We start from the raw sequence: 20,002 nt of genomic DNA, 5'->3' as shown, positions 1-20,002 counted from the left end.
GCTTTTCTTAAGCTCTGAACGATAGGATGATTGACCTTCATCATGGGCGTCGGCGTGACGCGATTCGCGCAAGCGGTCGCATCGTTCGCGTGGATGCTGCACGTGCGGCCGGAGAGAGTCGAAGTGTACATAGCGCCGTCGGTGGCCGGCCTGGTGCGGGCCAACTTATGGGTTGCCTCGCTGGCGGCATCGCTCGTACAGGTTCTTTCCTTGCTTTCCATATTGCTGTTCCGCGTGCCCGAACGCGTGTTCGTTTCGAACGCTTTCAGGCTCGAAGCCGTCTCGTTCGTCGTTTGCATGGTAATCGCGGCGCACGTTCTTGCGAGCGCGGCGTTTCGCTCGGCGTTCAAGAACGGATATCTGACCGTTTGGGGAGGAAGCCGCGGCGCCGTGTCGATTTCGTCGCACTGCCCGCGTCTGTCCTTGGTCGTGCTTCATCTGCGTTTTCGTAGCCGACGTGTCGTGCTGCTGCACGATTTTGCCGACACCGTTTAAATCGAAGCCGCGTATAAAACGGGACCGCGCTTCGAGTGCCGATAATAAGGAGGGTCGCATGAAGATCGATGCAAAAGTGATCGCGAGAAAGTTGGCGCGCCGCGTGTTCGATGTTCGCTTCCATCGGATTCACCGTTCGCAGGCTTTAGCCGTTCTTGGCACGCTCGAGCAATACCTAGGAAAAACCCCTCGGGGCGATCTCGCGCGTGCGGACGCCTATGCGCGCGACGTGTTGGGGCACGCGCGCTATGCACCTTGGTTATATGTCTACACGGCGGTCGCCGGGCGCTTCAAGGAAGGTTGGATTCCTGACAACTATTACGGCCATGTCGTCGTACCGAAACTCAAGGGTGGCTATGGCGTCGCATCGAGTTTGAAGTCGCTGCAGCGCACGATTTTTCAAAGCGACGCTTTTCCCGATCTGGTCTATTTCGCCAACGGCCTTTTCATCGAGCCCGAGGGGATGGCGATCCCGCCCGAATCGCTCGCTCGGCGTCTGTTCGCCACGAGCGATTGCGTGGTATTCAAAGTCGACAACTCGCTGCAGGGCAGAGGGATATTTTTTATCGACCGGGCGACGTTCGACATCGAGAAAATCAAAGCCCTTGGCAACGGCGTTTTTCAATCGTGCATCTCGCAGCACGACATGCTCGGGCGCTTCGCGCCGCGATCGGTCGCGACGCTGCGCATTACGACCGCGGTCAACGACGAAGGCGTACCCTCTGTCCGTGCTTGTTATTTGCGTTTGGGTCGCGACGCCGATACCCACGTTCAGTCGAGCAGCCACGTTCGGATCGCCGTGGATTGCGCGACGGGCGAACTGGCCGAACACGGCTATCTGACGGATTGGACCGTCGTGCGCGAGCATCCGGATAGTAAGATTCGGTTCGCCGGGGTGACAATTCCCGCCTTCGAGAATGGTTTGGCGACCGTTCTCGATCTTCATCGGAAAGTGCCCTTCGCGCGCTGCGTGGGCTGGGATGTGGCGATCGCGGACGATGAGAGCGTGAAGCTGATGGAATGGAATGCCGAGCACAACGACATCAAATTCAGCGAAGCCACGCAAGGGCCGTGCTTCGCCGATTTGCGATGGGATCGGCTGGCGACCGTTCGCCGCTCCGAGTCTATCGCGCCGGTCCCGCAAGGCGAAGCCGGCGCCGGTCTGACAAAATCGCTGTAAAGCCGTCGGACGTTTGCGATTTAGGCGGTCGCGTTGATCATCGTGCCGACCGTCTGGCCTTGCGGATTGACGCTGGCCGCGGCCGGTGCGACGGCCCGGCTGGCATCGTCGGCGTCGCCGTCGCGATCGGGGCCGACTTCCCGCGCTTCTTTCCCGGGCGAAGCGTATTGCGCCGACTGCATTGCCAAGCCGGCGACTTGCGTGCTGATCGATGAGATGGTCATGGGTGATTACCCTTTAGTGTGTTTGCGGAGTGCATCTGCCGTTGCGTCGCTACGAGCGCATCGACGAGCGACGAGTCCGCGCAGGCGACGCCAGAGGGCAGTGCGCATGATGACGGACGAACATTAAGGCTTCCTGATGTTAGCCGGTCGCGTCAGGGTGCCTTCAGCACTTCGATGCACAATTCACAATAACGATGAATAGGTTGGGTTACTTGAGAGCCGAGAGCGCGATGCGCCAACAAGACACGGACATGTGGTCCGAATGGGTCCTTCGCCGTCGACACGGCGACGATATGCAATACCGCCAAGCGATACACGGCGAGGTCACCGTCTATGCCGACCGCGTGCTGGACGGGGCGCGCGTGCATGAAGCGATGACGTTGGCCGATATCGGCACGGGTGACGGTCTCGTCGGGTTCCGCGCCATCGAGCGGTTCGGTCCATCGCTCAACGTCGTGATGACCGACGTTTCCGCGCCGCTGCTGCGCCATGCCGAAGCGCTTGCCGCGGAGCGAGGCGTCGCGCGGCAATGCCGGTTCGTGCAAGGATCGGCCGATGCGCTGACGCAAATCGACGATGCCGGCGTGGACGCGGTGACCATGCGCGCGGTGCTGGCATATGTAGCCGACAAGGGCGCGGCGTTACGGGAGTTTTATCGAATCCTGAAGCCGGACGGGCGCCTCTCGATGGCGGAACCCATCCTGCGCGACGAGGCATTCGAAGTGTGCGCGCTGAAGCGGATGGTCGATGCGCGCCCGCCCGGTACGGGCGACGCGTTCTTTCCGCTGCTGTTGCGTTGGCGATCGGCGCAGTTTCCCGATACCGAGGAGAAGGCGAGGGCGCTGCCGATCACGAACTACGGCGAGCGCGATTTGGTGCGCTTTGCCATCGACGCGGGCTTCGTCGACATTCACCTCGAACTGCATATCGACGTCGTGCCGGCCGATCCGATTCCGTGGGACGCATTCGTCGAGAGTTCGCCGCATCCGCTGGCGCCGTCGCTGCAATCCGTCCTCGACGCGCAATTCACACCCGACGAGCGCGCGTTTTTCGAGGCCCGGTTGCGACCGTTGGTCGAGAGCGGCAAGCAATTCGGCGCGCAACGGATTGCCTGGATGACGGCGGCCAAGCCGGGGAGTTAGACCTTTATCGGCGGCGCGGCGCAATTTATGACCTAAAATTAGCGTTTGCCCGCATCGATTGCGAAATTTTATTTCGCCCATTCGCCCGTAAACTATCGTCCGCAGGTCCGCGCTGGCATGGGAGCGAGCGCGGCATCCCCTCCCTCTATTGAACCGACCGTGACCATGTTCGAACATGTTGACGCCTATCCGGGCGATCCCATTCTTACCCTGAACGAGAATTTCCAGAAGGATCCGCGTCAAGAGAAGATCAATCTGAGCATCGGCATTTACTTCGACGACGACGGCCGCTTGCCTGTCATGAAGGCGGTTCGCGAGGCGGAAGCGGCCATGCTGGCCGACCTCGGTCCCAAGCCGTATCTGCCGATGGCGGGTTTCGCGCCCTATCGCGATGCCGTGCAGGCGCTCGTGTTCGGCGACGATTGCGCCACCCGAACGGAAGGCCGCATCGCGACCGTGCAGACGCTCGGCGGGTCCGGTGCGCTGAAGATCGGTGCCGATTTTCTGAAACGTTACTTCCCGCAAGCGCAAGTATGGGTCAGCGATCCGACCTGGGAGAACCATCGTTTCATCTTCGAGCGGGCCGGGTTCACGGTGAACACGTATCCGTACTACGACGATGCCACCGGCGGCTTGAAGTTCGATGCGATGCTTTCTGCGATCGACGCCTTGGCGCCGCGCAGTATCGTCGTCTTGCATGCGTGCTGTCACAACCCGACCGGTGTCGATCTGAACGACGCCCAATGGGAGCAGTTGATCGCCGTGCTGCAAAAGCGGGAATTGCTGCCGTTCGTCGATATGGCCTATCAGGGATTCGGTTCGAATCTCGACGAAGATGCGTTCGCCGTGCGCGAACTGGCACGCCGCAACGCGCCGATGCTGGTCGCGAATTCTTTTTCGAAGAACTTTTCGCTGTACGGCGAGCGCTGCGGCGGGCTCAGCGTGCTGTGCGAGAGCGCGGAGCAGGCTCAGCGTGTCGTCGGCCAATTGACGAGCGCGGTGCGCTCGAACTACAGCAATCCGCCCACGCACGGCGCCAAGATCGTGACGAAGGTGCTGACGACGCCCGCGTTGAATCAGATGTGGCGTGACGAGTTGGCCGCGATGTGCCGGCGCATCGCCGACATGCGCGTGGCGATCCACGACCGCTTGAGCCGGCATATCGGCGGCGAGGCGCTGTCGCGCTACGTCAAGCAGCGCGGCATGTTCACCTATACGGGGCTCGACGCTGGGCAGGTGGATCGTCTGCGCGAAGCGCACGGCGTGTACATCTTGCGTTCGGGCCGCATGTGCGTGGCCGGATTGAACGCGCGCAACGTCGGACCGGTGGCCGATGCGATTTCCAAGGTACTCGTAAAGGGCGCTTAAAGCCCTTCCGTGGCCCGGCGATCGAAGGCCGGGCCGCGGCTCACATAGGGAATGCGCACGACGAAGGTCGAGCCGCACCCGGGCCCATCGCTGCTCGCGCTCACCACACCATCGTGTAAGCCCACGATGTGTTTGACGAGCCATAACCCTAAGCCGAGTCCGCCGATGCGGCCGCTCGCGTGCGGGGCGACTTGATGGAAACGTTCGAATACGAGCGGCAATGCCTCGGCTGAAATACCCCGGCCTGTATCGCGTACCGTGAGTCGAGCCTGACCATCGACGACGCTCAAGCCGATTTCGACGCTGCCCGCATCGGTAAATTTCAGCGCATTCGACAGTAAATTCCAAACGACTTGCTTCATACGGCTTTCATCGCCGGAGATCGAGCAAGCCGCCAATTCGCCGATGCGCAACTCGATCTGCTTGTGCTGAGCCTGCTTGTGCATATCTTCCGCGACCGCTAGAACTAGGGCTCGAAAATCGATCGGATGCCGATGGACCGACAGCTTGCCGGTCGTGATCGCGCCGCTGTCGAGGAGGTCGTCCACCATATGCGACAGTTGCCGCCCGTTGCGTTTGATCGCATCGGCCGCGCGTTCCAGGTCGGCGGGTGCCTTCGCGAAACGCAGCACTTCGGCCCAGGTAACGATCGCGTTGAGCGGAGAGCGCAACTCGTGACTGACGCTCGACACGAATTGGTCCATCGCCGCCGCCAGCGCTTCGCTTCGCTCGCGGGCATCGCGTTCGGCGTCCGCGCGTGCCCGCCATGCAAGCTCGCGCTGTTTGCGGACGGTGATATCCATCGTGAATCCGGCGACGGCGTGGAGGCGGCCGTCCCGGTCATAGCGCCGGGCCCCTTGGATCAACACCCAACGCTCGCCTGCGGGCGACTCGATGAGGCGCTCGAACTCGAACGGCGCAGTGTCGTTCGTCGAGCCATGGCGCGTGGCAAAGCTGGCGCTATCCTCGCCCAAGACCATCTCGGGCGTGACCGCCGCCGTACCGGCTGCCGCCAAATGGGCTGCGCATTGCTCGCTGCATGTCACGGCGGCGCCGGCGAGCTCGACCTGCCAGATGCCGAGCCCCGCGGCGGCGAGATCGGCGTCGGTCGCACCGGTCTCGCGCTCGCCGGCGGTTAGCGCTCTAGCGTCGCTCATGGGCGGCCCGGCTCGACACGCTGTCGGCTATTCGTGTTCGGCTTCGCTTGCATCGGTCCCTCGCGATCGCACCAGCCGCGCCACCGTTGAAAGAAAATCGTCCATGCGGGCCGGCTTGCGTAAAAATGCGTCCCAGAGCGGCGCGCCGGCGATGCTCGCGTTCACGTGCGCGGACGTGTGCAGCGCGATCGGGATATGCGCCCAATCCGGATGCGCGCGCAACGAACGGCACAACGATATGCCGTCCATATCGGGCATCATCAAATCGGTCACGACCAAATCGGGCACTTGGCGTTGCATGCGGGCGAGGGCATCGCATCCGTCGCGCGCGCAGTCGACCTCGTAGCCCGAGTACTGCAGGGCAAAGCTCAGGGCCTCGAGCAACTCGTATTCGTCATCAACTAGGAGGACACGCTTCATTACTTGGCTCAAGACCCGAGTGTTCATCCGCCGGAAATGCACAGGCTCGACCCGCGCGACCGGCTCGCGGCGGTCCGGTTATTCCCGATGCCGCCCCGGACCGACGTGCCGAGCGATGATGTCGAGCAGCGTTCCGGGCGAGTATGGCTTGCGAAGCACCGCAACGAATCGCTGCCGCTCCTCGTCCGTCAGCGCACCCGGTGCGGCGGTACATAGAACGATCGGTACACTCGCCCGCGTTTCGTCGCGCTGGAGTGCTGTCGCAAGCTCCACGCCCGACATCACGGGCATCATCAAATCGGTCACGATCAAATCCGGCCGCACTCGTTCGGTCGCCTCGAGTGCCTCGCTGCCGGTTCGGGCCGCGTGCACCACATACCCTTCGCGCCATAAAAGAAACGAAAGGAAATCGGTCACGAGCGACTCGTCGTCGACGACAAGCAGGGTAGTCATGCGTTGATCCGTCGCCTATCGGCCGTCCACCCCGGTTCGCACCGACGCGGTGACGGGGACGGAGCCCGTCACCCGGAGCCCCATGCCGCCGCCGGCGATCTCGAATTCGGCAACGGCCGAGTCGAAGATGCTGTCGCGCACCTTGAGCACTTTCATGCCGCGGCGCAAGGTGTCGTCGGTCAGTGTGTGATGCAGGGCAATGACGTTGTCGATTTGACTCAAGATTTCGGGGGACGGATTCGTGAGCCATGGCCCTGACAGTTCCTTGACCTCCCACGTGCACACGGTCGTCGTACCGATTGCCCGCAATTCATTCGACAGTGCCGCGAAAAATTCCACCATGCGATGCGGATCGATCGTTGCGCGCTCGAAGCCCGCCAGCCCGTCGAGAAATAGCCGCCGAGCGCCGGTGGCGCGCACGGTTTGCAGCAGTTCGTGCGCGAGCTTGTCCAATAGGTTTTCGGTCAACGGCCGCCACATGATCGTGAGCGCCTTCGATTCGATCATTGCCTGCAAGTCGATGCCGAGTGCGCAAGCCTTGGCCGCGAGCCGTTGGGGCGTTTCGTAAAAACCGAAATGCACGGCGGGCTGCTGCGGCGTGGCTGCGTGAAGAAAGCCGAGACCGAACGTTGTCTTGCCGCTACCCGCCGGGCCGACGACGACCGACACCGAATGGGCGGGCAGGCCGCCGCCGAGACGTTCGTCCAGCCCTAGCACGCCCGTGCTCAATCGCTCGGGCGGTGCGGTGTCTTTTCCGGAGGGCGAGGCGAGGGCGGCTTCGAGGCGCGGATAGACGTCGATGCCGCGGCCCGAGATCTCGAACAGATGGAAGCCGCCCAGCGCGCGGCTGCCGCGCGATTTGGCCACCCGGATCTGCCGGACCGTGCGCGAGCCCGCCACGGCTTCCTCGAGTTGCAGCACACCGTCGACCATGGTGTGTTCGGGGCTCGACTCGTCGATGCGGGCACTCGTCAGAAAGAGCACGGTGCAGCCCGTAAACGCGGCGTGGCCTTGCAATTCGGCCACGAACGTTTTCACGTCGAGATTGTTATGCGCCGTTTCGCGCGCCGTCAGCAGCCCGTCGAGCACGAGAATGCTCGCGCCTTGGCGAGCGAGTTCGCCGCGCAGCATTTCGACGAGCGCGCGCAGGCCTTCTTCGCGCAGCGTCCGCAATAGGCTAATGAACGTGATGTCCTTGCCGACCTTCGCGCCGTCGAAAAATGCGAGTGTGGACAGCGACTGAAACAGGCGATCATGGGATTCGGCGAGCAGCGTGACATAAAGGACTTTACGACCCTGCGTGGCCTGTGCGAAGGCGATCTGATTGGCGAGGATCGTCTTGCCCGCTCCCGGGCGGCCCTGGATGATGTACGACGAACCCGCGATCAGGCCGCCGCCGCAAATTTCGTCGAGACCCGGAACGTCGCTGCGCAGTCGCACCGGCACATTTTCCATTGCGTTGAACCTATTGGTTAAAGGGCGTGAAAACAAGACGGCTGGGGCAAGTGCCGATTGGGCTTACCGCTTGAACCGCTGGCGTCATCGATATGGCGAAGTCTACTCCAGGTTCCAAGGGCGACGCCGGGAAAGGCGCGCGCGGCGCCGCGCCTCGGGCGCGCGGCGTATTCGTGACTTCACCGATGGCCGGCGCGTTCACGCTCGGCTACCCTTGCGCGGCGCGAGCAGCATGCATCCCGGCATGGGCAGGAGAAATTCGATGGCGGTAACGACCGACGAAGGACAAAAGGGCGCGACGAACGCGCCGATAGACAGCGAGAACAAGAAAGCCGCGAGGACGAAAGCAAGCGGCGGGCGAGCGCGGGTAAACAAAGGCGGCGAGCAAAAGGCGACGCGCAATCTCAGCGACTACGGCCATATGCGGCTCTCGGCGATGCAATCGCTGCTCGACGTGTTGGAGCGTTCGAGCGAGGGCACGCTGATCGTCGATGACCAGGCGCGCGTGGTATGGGTCAATGAGCAATACCTGCGCAGGTTCGGCGCGAAGCGCGCCGATGAGGTGATCGGCATGCCATGCGAAGAGGTGATCCCGAACAGCCGGATGCGCGAGGTCGTGGAAAGCGGCGAACCGCTGCTGCTCGATATCCTCGAGGGCGAGGCGAGCCCGCTCGTCGTGATGCGCTTGCCGATCAAGGACGAGCATGGCGAAACCATCGGCGCGATCGGGTTCGCGCTTCATCAGCGGCTCAATTCGCTTGCGCCGTTGCTCGCCCGCTATCGGCTGATGCAAGAGCAACTCGCCTCGGCCCGCGAATCGCTGCGCAACGAGCGGCGTCCCAAGTATTCGTTCGCCAACTTCGCCGGAACGAGCGCCGCCACGCTCGAACTGAAGCGCCACGCGCGCCGCACCGCCGCAACGGAATCGCCCGTGCTGCTTTTGGGCGAGACCGGCACGGGCAAGGAGTTGCTCGCTCATGCGATTCATGCCGCGTCGCCGCGCGCGGGCAAACCGTTCGTCAGCGTGAACGTCGCGGCGTTGCCCGATACGTTGCTCGAAGCCGAGTTCTTCGGTACGGCCGCGGGCGCCTATACCGGTGCGGGTCCGAAGGGCCGAGCGGGTAAGTTTCAAGCCGCGCAAGGCGGGACGCTCTTTCTCGACGAGATCGGCGACATGCCGCTCGCGTTGCAGTCGAAACTGCTGCGCGTGCTTCAAGAAAAGGAGTTCGAGCCCCTCGGCTCGAACAAGGTCATTCATGCCGATGTGCGCGTCATCGCCGCGACGTCGCACAACCTGCATGAAGCGGTGCTCAACGGTCATTTCCGCTCCGACCTGTTTTATCGGCTCAACGTGTTGAACGTCAGCGTTCCGCCGCTGCGTGCCCGCCTCGACGATATGGAAGTGATCTGCGAGGCGATATTCGACGAACTGTGCACGCACGGTTGCTACGAGCACGCCACGCTCTCTCCCGAGGCACTGGCCGCATTGCGCCGCCACGATTGGCCGGGCAACGTGCGCGAGCTGCGCAATGTGCTCGAGCGCGCGCTGCTCGCCGTGGAAGGCTCGACGCTCGATGCCGACACCATCCGAACCGCCATCATGGCCGGCATGCACACGAGCCCCGCCGCCGACCGGCGCGAGAAGCAGCGTTTCGGGCCGGCTCGTTACGACGAGGCGTTGGCCGGGTTCGAACGCACGCTCATCGAAAACACCCTGGCCGAATGCGGGGGACGCGTGGCCGAAGCCGCCAAGCGGCTTTGCATCGGGCGCGCCACGCTTTACAAGAAGATGCTCGGCCTCGGTATATCGACGCCTCATGGTATGTGACTTGCTTTCCTGTGGCCCCGCTTGGCACACGCCGTGCCATCGCGAACGAACACAGGAGAGCAGCAATGCGACTTAGCGGGAAGACCGCCCTCGTCACGGGATCCACCAGCGGCATCGGCCTCGCCATCGCCTGCGCGCTTGCGCGCGAAGGGGCCAATCTCGTCCTCAACGGTTTCGGCGATCACGCGAGCGCCGTTGCGCAAGTGAGCGCGTTGGGCGCGGACACGATGCATTCGGCCGCCGACATGCGCCGGCCCGAGGAGATCGGCGCCATGATGGCGGCGGCCGCGCAGCGCTACGGCGGCGTCGATATCGTGGTCAACAACGCGGGCATTCAACACACGGCGCCGGTCGAGGCATTTCCCGTCGACAAGTGGGACGACATACTCGCGATCAATTTGACTTCGGCCTTTCACACGACAAGGCTGGCCTTGCCATCGATGCGCGAGCGCGGTTGGGGGCGTATCGTCAACGTCGCTTCGGTCCATGGCCTCGTGGCATCGGCGCATAAGTCGGCCTATGTGGCGGCCAAGCACGGCTTGGTTGGCTTCACGAAAACCGTCGCGCTCGAAACGGCCGGTCAGCCCATTACCTGCAACGCGATATGCCCCGGCTGGGTTTTGACGCCGCTCGTCGAAAAGCAAATCGAAGCGAGAGCGGCCGCCGATGGGATCGGCATCGATGAGGCGACGCAGATGATGCTGCGCGAGAAGCAGCCATCGGGGCAATTCGTTGCCGCGGACGAGCTTGCCGCGCTCGTCGCCTTTCTTTGCGGCGATGCGGCTAGGCAAGTGCGCGGCGCCATCTGGAACATGGACGGAGGCTGGGTGGCCCAATGAGGTTGAGGTTCGTCTCCGTTTCGCGACATCTGTATCGAAACGGAGACAACGACCAAAGGCTCGGCTTATCCGGGCACTCGGCAAGCTTGATGACTCATTTGCCGAACAGAGCGCGCAGCGCGATGCGCACGAGATCGCCCGATCTCGGCTTGCTGACGAAGCTCATCGCAGGGGCGTAGGTGAGTTCGAAGATGAGAGCGCCGAGCACTTCCGGTTTGACGTCCGGCGCGTCGTCGAGCGCAAGCAAGAGCCGCCCCAGCGCTTTCCACTGCGCGCGCAAGATTTTTTCCTGCTGTTTTCGGAATGTGTCTTCGGTCTCGGCGACTCGTGCATATTCGAGCACCAGCATGGGCCAGTTGCCGAGGCGCGAACTGCGGGTTGCCCATGCCGCGATACGTTCGATCGCCTCTTCGATATCCGGGGCGTCTTCGACTTCGGCGAGGACTTCGGCCAATGTGACGCGCGCGTGCTCCTCCAGTACGCCTAGAAACAACGCGTCTTTTCCGGCGAAGTTCGAATAGACCGCGCCCTTACTGAAGCCTGCTTCATCCGCGATCCGGTCTAGCGAGGAGGCGGCATAGCCATAGCGCGTGAAATGCTGCCGAGCCACCGTCAGCAGCCGAGCCCGTGTGTGCGCTCGGCTCTGCTCGCGGGTCATCCTCGTCATTCGTACTCCTCCTAGACAGAGAGATCTGCCGAATGCTAGCAAGGTTCCAAAACGCCGGGAAGGCGAATAATCGCTAACGGCATCCGTGATAGTATTGAGATACCGACGGGTATTCCAATCTCGATCCGAGCAACGACGATACCCGAAAAATGCATCGTACGAAAATCACATGACTATCTTGAAGACCCTTTCTGTCGTCGGCGCGGCAGGACTTTTGGCATCGGCGCTGCTCCACTATCTATTGGCGCATCCGCTGATGTGAGTGGATTGGCGTTCGACGTGAAGGGGCGATCCGAAATGGAGCGGGATTGAAACCAGGAGCCTAATATGAGTTTCACATTCAAACGAGTCATGCATGAGTTGCGCAGGCGTAAGCTGACGGTTCGCGCAACGCAACGTGTGACGCCGGAGATGTTGCGCGTCACGTTCGCGAGCGATGACCTGCGTGACTTCGCCAGCGCCGCGCCCGACGACCATATCAAACTGTTTGTCGTCGATGAGACGGGCGAGGTGGTGTCGCGGGATTACACGCCGCGCCGCTTCGATACGAACGCGGGTACGCTCGATATCGATTTCGCCTTGCATGACGCCGGTCCGGCCACGCGCTGGGCACTCGGCGCGAAGCCGGGCGACATGCTCGAAATAGGTGGCCCGCGAGGCTCGAGGGTGATGGAAGGCGAGCCCGCCTGGCGGCTTTTGATCGGCGACGAAACCGCGTTGCCGGCGATCGGCCGGTGTATCGAGGAAGCGCCGGCGGACGCGCGGGTGATTAGCCTCGTTGCCGTCACGAACGAGGCGAACGAGCAACGCTTCGAGACGCGCGCGCAACACGAAGCCCAGTGGGTGTATCGCCCGGCCGAGCGCGCCGACGATCCGCAACCGGTGCTCGACGCGCTCGCGAAGCTGGTGCTGCCCGAGGGCGACGGTTTCGTGTGGATTGCGGCGGAGGCGCACGTCACGCGTTCGGTACGCGACTACGTGCGTGGTGAACTGAAGTATCCGCCCACGTCGGTGAAGGCGTCGGGGTATTGGATCAAAGGGCGCGCCGACGCGAGCGAGAAATTCGAGGAGTAACCGGCGGGCGGCGTAACCGTCCGCCGGACACGCCGTTCAATCGACGGCGTTCAACGCATCGGAGAGCGCGTTGACGAGGTCGTCGATTTCGCGCGGCTCGGAGATGAACGGCGGCGCAAGTTGAATCGTGTCGCCTCCGAAGCGCACATAGAAGCCGTTTTTCCAGCAGTGCATCGCAATCTCGAACGGACGGCGGGCGGGCTCGCCCGGCTTGGGCTCGATCGTGATACCGGCCGCTAGGCCGCAATTGCGGATATCGGCGATATGGCGTTGTCCTTTCAGCCCGTGCACGGCCGCTTCGAAACGCGGCGCCAGATCGCGCACACGGCTGACCGCTGCCTCTTTTTCCAGCAGGTCGAGCGCGGCCACGCCGGCCGCGCAGGCTACCGGGTGCGCCGAATACGTGTAGCCGTGCGGAAATTCGAGCATGTAGTCGGGCCCGCCGGCCGCCATGAACGTGTCGTAGATTTCCTTGCTCGCCACCACCGCGCCGAGCGGCTGAACGCCGTTCGTGACTTGCTTCGCGAAGTTCGCGATATCGGGCGTGACGCCGAAGAACTCCGCGCTCGTCATCGCGCCCGTGCGGCCGAAGCCCGTGATGACTTCGTCGAAAATCAGCAGAATGTCGTGCGCCGTGCAGATTTCCCGGAGCCGCTGCAAATAGCCTTTCGGTGGGACAACGACACCCCCCGAGCCGGAGAACGGCTCCACGATGACCGCCGCGATGTTCGACGCATCGTGCAAGGCGATGAGTTCGAGCAGCCGGTCCGCCAAATGCGCGCCGTGTTCAGGCAGACCGCGCGAGAACTTGTTTTCCGGCAATTGCGTGTGGGGCAGGAAGTCGGCCTCGATCCCTTGACCGAACAGCTTGCGATTCGGGCCGATCCCGCCTACCGAGATGCCGCCGAAGTTCACGCCGTGGTAACCCTTTTCGCGGCCGATCAATCGGGTTTTCGTTCCCTTGCCCTTCGCGCGCCAGTAAGCACGCGCCATTTTGAGGGACGTGTCGGCCGATTCGGAGCCCGAGCCCGTGAAGAAGACGTAGTCGAGGCCGTTGGGTGTGAGCGCCTTGATCTTATTGGCGAGTTCGAACGACTTCGGGTGGCCGAATTGGAATGCCGGTGCATAGTCGAGCTGGGCGGCTTGCCGGCTCACCGCTTCGGTGATTTCGCTGCGCCCGTGACCGAGGCCGCAGCACCATAGGCCCGAGAGGCCGTCGAAGATTTGGCGGCCGTCGGCGTCGGTGTAGTAGGCGCCTTTGCCGCCGACGATCATGCGCGGGTCGGCCTTGAACTGCCGGTTCGCGGTGAACGGCATCCAATGCGCCTCCAGCCAGGCGCGATCCGTTCGGACAGCGTCCTCGCTAGCCTTCAATCCGGTCTTGATGTCAGTCATATCGGTCATGTCGTTCGGCGCGGCGCGCCCCTCGGTGTCGGTACGTTGCGTATTTTCGGCCGGACGATTAGTCTCTTCGATATCGCAATATCAATCTTTACTTTCCAATCCGTGCAAGTAAACAAAGCGAAGAGCCGCGCGCTGCTGGGCCAGCTCAGCGACATGGATTTGCGCCTGCTGCGCGTGTTCAAGGCCGTCGTCCAATGCGGGGGCATGGCTGCGGCCGAACTCGAGCTCAATATTGGCATTTCGACGATCAGCCGGCATGTGAAAGACCTGGAAACACGGCTTGGTCTCGTGCTGTGCCGGCGTGGGCGGGCCGGGTTTACGCTGACCGCGGAGGGGCACACGGTTTATGAGGAAACGCTCGTGGTGCTCGCCTCGATCGAGGCATTCCGCAGCCGAATCGACGGCATCCACGACAAGATGGGCGGAGAGCTTCACCTCGCCGTGTTCGACAAAACCGCCACGAACCCGCACGCCAAAATCGGCGATGCGATCCGGCAATTCGTCGATCACGCCCCCGACGTCGCCTTGAACGTACACGTGGCTTCCATCAACGAGGTGGAGCGCGGCGTGATCGACGGCAGCTATCAAGTAGGCATCATCCCGGCGCATCGTGCGTCCAAGAGCCTTGTCTACACGAACCTGTTCGACGAACAGATGCTGCTCTACTGCGGGCGCGAGCATCCGCTTTACGATGCGTCGCATGCACGTTTGACTTGGAGCGCCATCCGCAAGCATGCGTTCGCCGGGCTCGGCTTTCACTCGCCGAATATGGAATTGAGCCACCGGGCGAAACTCACGCGGCGAGCGACGGCGTTCGATCAGGAGGCGATCGCGACGTTGATTCTGTCGGGGCGGTTTCTCGGTTTTCTGCCCGATCACTACGCGGAGAGCTTCGAGCAAAAGGGATTGCTGCGCGTCGTGGTGCCGCAGCGTTTTCATTACGAATGCCGGTACGTGGGGCTTACGCGCCGCTCGCCTAGGCCGTCGCGCGCGGCATTGCTATTTCAGTCATGCCTCGAGGCCGCGCATGCCGATGCGCGGCCTCAGTAACGTCCAACGCTTCGCGTGTTATGCGATGGCGTCGACTCGAGCGGTGTGTCCGCTGTTCAGTCGAACGACGATTTTTCCCCGCGCATGTCCTGTGGCCAGTTTTTCGAACGCTGCGCGCGTTTCGTCCTGTGCGTAGATTCCGTCGATGACGATCTGGAGTTGTCCGGCCTCGAACAGGCGGATGGCATCCGGTAGATACTGCTTGGCCTCAGCGAAGAACACGAATTGCCCGCCGTTGCCGTTCCGAGGCTCGATGCCGAACTCCGCGATGCTTGCGATGCGACCGCCGGTGCGCAAGACAGACCATGACTTCTCGAGCGTCTCGCCGCCGACGGTGTCGAGTACGAGGTCGATATCGCGAGCTTGCGTGAAGTCTTCGACGCGGTAATCGATGACCTCGTGCGCGCCCAGGCTTTTGAGCAAGTCGTGGTTGCGTGCCGACGCGGTGGCAACGACATGCGCGCCGGCCTGCCGGGCCAGTTGCACCGCCATTAAGCCGACGCCGCCCGCTGCCGCGTGGATCAGGACGCGCTCATCGCGTTGCAAGCCGCCTGCGTCGAACAGGCTTTGCCACGCCGTGCCGAAGGCAGTGGGAAGCGCCGCCGCTTGCTCGAAGCTCATCTGTTGCGGGATCACGGAGAGATCGCCGGCCGCGATCGCTAGGTGTTGGGCGATTGCGCCGCCGGCAGTGGGTGCGGCGCGTCCGACCACGCGGTCGCCGGGGCGAAGACCGGTTACCGCATCGCCGACCGCCGTCACCACGCCGCTGAAGTCGGTGCCCGGCACGTAAGGGAATTCGATGGGGAACACTTGCTGCATGACACCCGACATGATCTTGAGGTCGAGTGGGTTCAAACCTACCGCTTCAACCCGCACACTGGCCTCATCGGCTGCGATGGAACGCGACGGGATATCGGCCTCGGAGATGACGTCTGCACTTCCAAACGTATTGATAATCGATGCTCTCATTCGTTTCTCTTATGCGTACTCGTTACGCTTGAGCGGGAAATTGACCGAGTTGCATGAACAGACCGAACCAGTCTTCCATGTGCCAGGTCGTTTTGATGCGGCCGTCCGCGATCTCGTGGAATTCATGCATGCGTACGCTGACTCGCTTGCCCGTGGCCGCAATGCCGAACAATTCCCCTCGATGGGTGCCGGTGATCTCGGCACGCACGGCTACTTTGCCCGGCGTCTGCACGACGTCGTGGATGGCGATGTGAAGGTCGGGAAACGCTTCGCCGAAGCTCGAGATGATTGGCTTGATGCCTTGGGGTCCGGGCTCCTGGCCGGGCCCGAGCGGAATGTCGTCCCAGTCGTCGGCAAGAATCGAGTCGACTAGATCGGGGTTTTTCTCGCTGAACGCGCGATAAAGCGTTTTGACCGCTTCGAGCTCGGCAGCGAGCGCCGGGGAGGATTGAACGTCGGATGCATACATGGTGAGGGTCGCCTCGTTGCGATGAACATGGCGTGATTGTGTCGATCGACCTAAAATCCGTCCAACAAATAACCGATATGAACGATTATTCGAATCATGGATTTTCATGGAATCGACTTGAACCTGCTCGTGGCCTTCGACGCCTTGATGAGCGAACGAAACGTCACACGGGCCGCCGCGCAGGTCGGCGTGAGCCAGCCTGCGATGAGCGCGGCGCTGTCGCGTTTGCGCAATTTGCTGGGCGACCCGCTGTTTCTGCGTAGCGCGGAAGGGCTGTTGCCGACGCCGCGTGCGCGTGAATTGGCGGGCCCTATCGGGCAGGCGTTGCGTCAACTCGAACGAACCCTGGTGGCCGAGCCTCGCTTCGAGCCCGGCGAGGCCGCGGTGACGTTCAATCTTGGGCTATCGGATTACCCGGCTTTCGTGCTGTTGCCTGCGTTGCTCGCCGCGCTCGAGCGCGAGGCGCCGGGTATTTCGATCGGGGTGCGCGCGTTCACCGATCGCGACGCGGCGGTGGATCTGCTCGACTCGGGCGAAATCGATGCGGCCATCGGTATCGCGCCGACGCAGATGGATCAGCGCATTTTCACGCGCCATATTCTCAGCGACGAATTCGTGACGATCGTATCGAAGGACAATGCGGCAGCGCGACGGGGGATGAGTATGAAGACTTATCTGGCGCTCAAGCACGTTTTGGTCTCGCCCGAGGGAGATCGGTATGGGCTCGTCGATCAAGCGCTCATGCAGCAGGGGCTGCGCCGCACGGTTGCGGTCGCGCTGCCGCATATGTTCGCAGTGCCTGATATCGTTGCGCGAACACAGGCGACGGCAACCGTGTTGAAACGCATCGCGCTCAAGTCGGCTGTGAGCCGGAAGCTTGTGTTGTTCGATCCGCCGGTCGCGCTCGCGGCAGTGGAACTCGACTTGATTTGGCATCGCCGTAGCGATGCCAATCCGGCTCAGCAGTGGCTTCGGGGTTTTATCGCGGAGCAGGCGAAAGCGCTATAGGGTGTGGCGATGCGGTGGTTAACTGACGGTTGCGGCGACGCTCGAGGTTCGGCGTTTCGACATGCGTGCCAAGACGTATCCGATCAAGGCGATGCCCGCTGCAACGATCGGCTGACTAAAGTCTACGAGCGCGAGCGACGCGGGTCGCGTCGAGTGAATGAAGACGACGCTGGCGAAAAGTGCAAGCAGCGAAGCGAGCGCTGTAGCAACGAGTACGGTGGCGCTGTCGCGGTATGCCGAGGCGATGTTCCAGCGCGCAACCATTCCCAATAGGAGACAGGGCAGCGAGATCACCAATATCGCCGCGAAGGTTAGCCAAAGCTTACCTGTATGGATGAAGCCGTCGAGCACGGCGCTGTAAATAGCCAGCGCCCCGACCACGTAAAAGAGTGTCGCCACGAACGCTCGTGCGCGCAGTCGCATTGACGGCGAAACGTTAGCTTGGCTCTTTCGAGAAAAATACGCTCTGGCCGAGGGGGCCAGAAAGAGTAAGCCCAAGACGATTGCGCCAGCCGCGACGGACACCGTGTATAGGCCGATGCCCCGCGTATCGTGCAGCGGTAGCGAAACGGCCCAACCCGCGACGGTTCCCGCCAAAGCGAGCCAGCGCGGCCAACCGTGCCCGAGAAACAAGCCGATTGTGACGAAGGCGACGATCAGCGTCGCGATGGTGTAGTAGTCCCATTGGAGATGGGGCGATGCCCAGGAACCTAGATATAGCGGCGCTCGGTTGACGAGCGGCGTGTCGAACGTCTTTATCATGCTCCATAGCGTTAGCGCGTAGACGTACGCGATCCCTGTTATGAAGGCTGGTTTTTTCAACGCCTCCGTATTCTGCGGTTGGTTCGTCATGGTGTGGTGCAGTGAAAGGCTTGGGTAAACTTTTAACGGCAAATTCGCGCGAAACTTTAGTGGAGCTGAACAAAATTCGCGCAAGGCGGAGGAATATGAAGGGCAATTTATGGAAAGGATTGCGGATCGGCCACGCGGAGGGAGAAGCCCGCAGCCGATTTGCGTCACGGGTGACTATCAAAGGTATCCGAATCGTTTTGCTGTCGCTGCTCGCAATTTCAAGTTTTGCTTGGGCGGCAGATCAAACATTAGGCACTCCCGTAGCCATTCCGGGCACTGGCCTCCAGTTGATCCTGATTCTCGATTTGCGCCGGTCGATCGACTGAAGTCGTTCGACCTCGCGGGGTAGTTCAACCTTCTACCGTAAAAAATGGAGTTTCCACACGGCCTCGACCCGTTGCCGTCGTTCAGGTCGCGGCGACGTCAGCGACCGCCTTCAAGGTCCATCAGTCACCACTTCGCCACATACGGTTGAGCCTTCTTGCAACGGAAATCGTGGTTCGCAATGAAAGGAGCCGCGGATCGATGGCGCTTCTCATCAAGTGCCTCTCAATTTTCGCCCTGGGCCGCCGATATCACGCTCAGCGGTGATTGCCGCAGCAAGAATGCTACCGCTACATGTGAATCTGGAAGCAGCCGGATACCACGGTCGGCGCCGGGCACAAACTTCCACAATAGAGAGAGGAGAAGCAGCTTGCCAGTAATGAAATCCGGTCTAGGAATCGAAAAGCGATGAATTCTAAGCAGCTGTCCTTTCTGCGCCAGCCGTTAGCAGCGACTTGTTTTGCAGCAACTATATCCTTATGCGGCTGCGTAACAAATACAACCCCGGGCGTCGACTTTTCCGGCGAATTCCTGGGACGCTTCCTTGTGACGGAGGTCTCCGGCTATAGTGGAGTGCGAGGACGCACGTTAGAAATTGCTTCGCCGGCCGCGGGTCAGCTAGTGATCTCTATAGTTGGAGGCAGGTCCTTCGACTTGTATGACTGCAGGTCGCGGGTGGCAAATGAAAGCAACATGCTTGGGAATGACAGCAGCCAAGACTCGGTTCACGAGGTTGTATGCGAGGACTCCGAAGAGTGGACCTGGGTCTTGTCCTACGGCAAGCCCGAATTGATAGAGGAGGCCGGGCTGTTCAACCGGATTCTCCCTGGAGTACATACCGTTCACTCCCATTCCGGCTACGTCTTGCATCGGGGCTATCCTAACCGACTCCCGCACGTCTATGCGTTGGACCCGGTTCGATGAGTGCACGGCTGCGCGTTGAATCTTGGTGGGGCGCGCATCGCGCGAGTCGAATCGAAGCAGCGTGAAAATGCTAGATGGCCGGGCGGTGCCCGACCATCTAGCCACGGCATATTAAGTGCGCAAAGGGAAACGGCTGCCCTCGCGTCACTCTGTGCAGAACGCGCCATTTTCGAGGAATGGTCGGAGAACTTTTCGATCGACATGCTGGACGGGCTGGTGCATTAATCCATCGCTGGAACTTCCCCCATCCGACAGTTCGACATGGCACTCGTTTCGGTGTCCTTTTATCAGAGCGGTATAGTGATGGCCCGACACCGGCGTAAACGTCACGATGCGAGTACAGGCTTCGGAGAAGTAATCCCGGGCGCGTAAAAGTGAAATCGAGAGCGGCTGCCCTGCGACCACCTTTCGAGTCAACTCACCGTCGTCAGGTATCGCCGGCAGGCGATTTCGGTCCGTGCATTCCGATGCATTGCCGAAAATGCTGGGCAAAACTAAGAAATGGTCGCTCTTCGCGAAGGTTAGCGAGGCGGTATCGCCACTTGTTGGCTCCGCGTACTGTGGGGCGACCGCTGTCAATGATCGCCGCTATGGAGCCAAACCGGGATCGGCGTATTGGAGCCACCTCAGGATCGGCGTAAAGGAGCCAGCGGATGATCGCCGTAATGGCGCCACTTCAGGATCGCCGTAAAGGCGCCAC

20 protein-coding genes are annotated in these 20,002 nt (G+C 61.8%); 10 read left to right on the top strand and 10 right to left on the bottom strand.

Translation table 11 applies throughout. The features are described 5' to 3' along the window. Positions 1–30 precede the first annotated feature (30 nt). Complete coding sequence (locus tag C0Z18_RS31000) at positions 31–495, top strand: hypothetical protein (protein ID WP_146014142.1); 465 nt, start codon at positions 31–33, stop codon at positions 493–495. A gap of 58 nt (positions 496–553) precedes the next feature. Beyond that, positions 554–1,675, top strand: a complete 1,122-nt coding sequence (locus C0Z18_RS30995; RefSeq protein ID WP_102649277.1) for a sugar-transfer associated ATP-grasp domain-containing protein — start codon at positions 554–556, stop codon at positions 1,673–1,675. A 20-nt stretch (positions 1,676–1,695) separates the two neighbouring features. Here the strand turns inward: C0Z18_RS30995 and C0Z18_RS30990 are convergent, their stop codons facing one another. After that, the gene (locus C0Z18_RS30990; RefSeq protein WP_102649276.1) at positions 1,696–1,899 is read right to left on the bottom strand and encodes a hypothetical protein; all 204 of its coding nucleotides are present in this window, start codon (positions 1,897–1,899) and stop codon (positions 1,696–1,698) included. 230 nt (positions 1,900–2,129) lie between these two features. Between C0Z18_RS30990 and C0Z18_RS30985 the strand changes: the two genes are divergently transcribed. Then, positions 2,130–3,041 carry a class I SAM-dependent methyltransferase gene (locus C0Z18_RS30985; RefSeq protein ID WP_158244338.1) on the top strand — a complete coding sequence of 304 codons (912 nt, stop codon included), beginning with the start codon at positions 2,130–2,132 and terminating at the stop codon, positions 3,039–3,041. 165 nt (positions 3,042–3,206) lie between these two features. Beyond that, complete coding sequence (locus tag C0Z18_RS30980; protein WP_102649274.1) at positions 3,207–4,409, top strand: amino acid aminotransferase; 1,203 nt, start codon at positions 3,207–3,209, stop codon at positions 4,407–4,409. On the opposite strand, the gene C0Z18_RS30975 is transcribed toward C0Z18_RS30980, so the two are convergent. From C0Z18_RS30975 to C0Z18_RS30960, 4 genes are all read right to left on the bottom strand, one after another. Next, positions 4,406–5,566, bottom strand: a complete 1,161-nt coding sequence (locus C0Z18_RS30975; RefSeq protein WP_102649273.1) for a sensor histidine kinase — start codon at positions 5,564–5,566, stop codon at positions 4,406–4,408. The two genes, C0Z18_RS30980 and C0Z18_RS30975, sit on opposite strands and share 4 nt — an antisense overlap. 27 nt (positions 5,567–5,593) lie before the next feature. Then, positions 5,594–5,986 carry a response regulator gene (locus C0Z18_RS30970; protein ID WP_102649272.1) on the bottom strand — a complete coding sequence of 131 codons (393 nt, stop codon included), beginning with the start codon at positions 5,984–5,986 and terminating at the stop codon, positions 5,594–5,596. A 78-nt stretch (positions 5,987–6,064) separates the two neighbouring features. Continuing rightward, the gene (locus C0Z18_RS30965) at positions 6,065–6,439 is read right to left on the bottom strand and encodes a response regulator (protein WP_102649271.1); all 375 of its coding nucleotides are present in this window, start codon (positions 6,437–6,439) and stop codon (positions 6,065–6,067) included. Between the two features lie 15 nt (positions 6,440–6,454). Next, positions 6,455–7,894, bottom strand: coding sequence for an RAD55 family ATPase (locus C0Z18_RS30960; protein WP_102649270.1), 1,440 nt, complete (start codon positions 7,892–7,894; stop codon positions 6,455–6,457). Between the two features lie 310 nt (positions 7,895–8,204). On the opposite strand from C0Z18_RS30960, the gene C0Z18_RS30955 reads away from it, so the two are divergent. Beyond that, positions 8,205–9,722, top strand: coding sequence for a sigma-54 interaction domain-containing protein (locus C0Z18_RS30955; protein WP_408647210.1), 1,518 nt, complete (start codon positions 8,205–8,207; stop codon positions 9,720–9,722). Between the two features lie 65 nt (positions 9,723–9,787). After that, the gene (locus tag C0Z18_RS30950; protein WP_102649269.1) at positions 9,788–10,561 is read left to right on the top strand and encodes a 3-hydroxybutyrate dehydrogenase; all 774 of its coding nucleotides are present in this window, start codon (positions 9,788–9,790) and stop codon (positions 10,559–10,561) included. A 94-nt stretch (positions 10,562–10,655) separates the two neighbouring features. Here the strand turns inward: C0Z18_RS30950 and C0Z18_RS30945 are convergent, their stop codons facing one another. Continuing rightward, complete coding sequence (locus tag C0Z18_RS30945; RefSeq protein ID WP_102649268.1) at positions 10,656–11,228, bottom strand: TetR/AcrR family transcriptional regulator; 573 nt, start codon at positions 11,226–11,228, stop codon at positions 10,656–10,658. Between the two features lie 327 nt (positions 11,229–11,555). Between C0Z18_RS30945 and C0Z18_RS30940 the strand changes: the two genes are divergently transcribed. After that, positions 11,556–12,302: a siderophore-interacting protein gene (locus C0Z18_RS30940; protein WP_199189595.1), complete on the top strand. Its 747-nt coding sequence runs from the start codon at positions 11,556–11,558 to the stop codon at positions 12,300–12,302. A gap of 36 nt (positions 12,303–12,338) precedes the next feature. On the opposite strand, the gene C0Z18_RS30935 is transcribed toward C0Z18_RS30940, so the two are convergent. Next, positions 12,339–13,697: an aspartate aminotransferase family protein gene (locus C0Z18_RS30935; protein ID WP_102649302.1), complete on the bottom strand. Its 1,359-nt coding sequence runs from the start codon at positions 13,695–13,697 to the stop codon at positions 12,339–12,341. 111 nt (positions 13,698–13,808) lie between these two features. On the opposite strand from C0Z18_RS30935, the gene C0Z18_RS30930 reads away from it, so the two are divergent. Next, positions 13,809–14,756 (top strand): LysR family transcriptional regulator, encoded by a 948-nt coding sequence (locus tag C0Z18_RS30930; protein ID WP_199189594.1) that lies wholly within the window; start codon positions 13,809–13,811, stop codon positions 14,754–14,756. 18 nt (positions 14,757–14,774) lie between these two features. Here the strand turns inward: C0Z18_RS30930 and C0Z18_RS30925 are convergent, their stop codons facing one another. Together C0Z18_RS30925 and C0Z18_RS30920 are read right to left on the bottom strand one after the other, a co-directional pair. Beyond that, a complete protein-coding gene (locus tag C0Z18_RS30925; RefSeq protein ID WP_102649267.1) occupies positions 14,775–15,725 on the bottom strand; it encodes an NADP-dependent oxidoreductase in 951 nt (316 codons plus the stop codon). A gap of 22 nt (positions 15,726–15,747) precedes the next feature. Further along, the gene (locus tag C0Z18_RS30920; RefSeq protein ID WP_102649266.1) at positions 15,748–16,194 is read right to left on the bottom strand and encodes an ester cyclase; all 447 of its coding nucleotides are present in this window, start codon (positions 16,192–16,194) and stop codon (positions 15,748–15,750) included. Between the two features lie 96 nt (positions 16,195–16,290). On the opposite strand from C0Z18_RS30920, the gene C0Z18_RS30915 reads away from it, so the two are divergent. Continuing rightward, entirely contained in the window at positions 16,291–17,202 is a 912-nt protein-coding gene (locus C0Z18_RS30915) for a LysR family transcriptional regulator (RefSeq protein WP_102649265.1), read from the top strand. Between the two features lie 18 nt (positions 17,203–17,220). On the opposite strand, the gene C0Z18_RS30910 is transcribed toward C0Z18_RS30915, so the two are convergent. Then, the gene (locus C0Z18_RS30910) at positions 17,221–17,964 is read right to left on the bottom strand and encodes a hypothetical protein (RefSeq protein ID WP_146014141.1); all 744 of its coding nucleotides are present in this window, start codon (positions 17,962–17,964) and stop codon (positions 17,221–17,223) included. A 101-nt stretch (positions 17,965–18,065) separates the two neighbouring features. Here C0Z18_RS30910 and C0Z18_RS32850 point away from each other — a divergent pair, with 101 nt between their 5' ends. Then, positions 18,066–18,380 carry a hypothetical protein gene (locus C0Z18_RS32850; RefSeq protein WP_146014140.1) on the top strand — a complete coding sequence of 105 codons (315 nt, stop codon included), beginning with the start codon at positions 18,066–18,068 and terminating at the stop codon, positions 18,378–18,380. Positions 18,381–20,002 lie beyond the last annotated feature (1,622 nt).

Source organism: Trinickia dabaoshanensis (assembly GCF_002879885.1).
In the GTDB taxonomy this organism is placed as follows: domain Bacteria; phylum Pseudomonadota; class Gammaproteobacteria; order Burkholderiales; family Burkholderiaceae; genus Trinickia; species Trinickia dabaoshanensis.
Note: the sequence above shows the minus strand (reverse complement) of the source record. Positions and strands in the feature narration are given on the sequence as shown.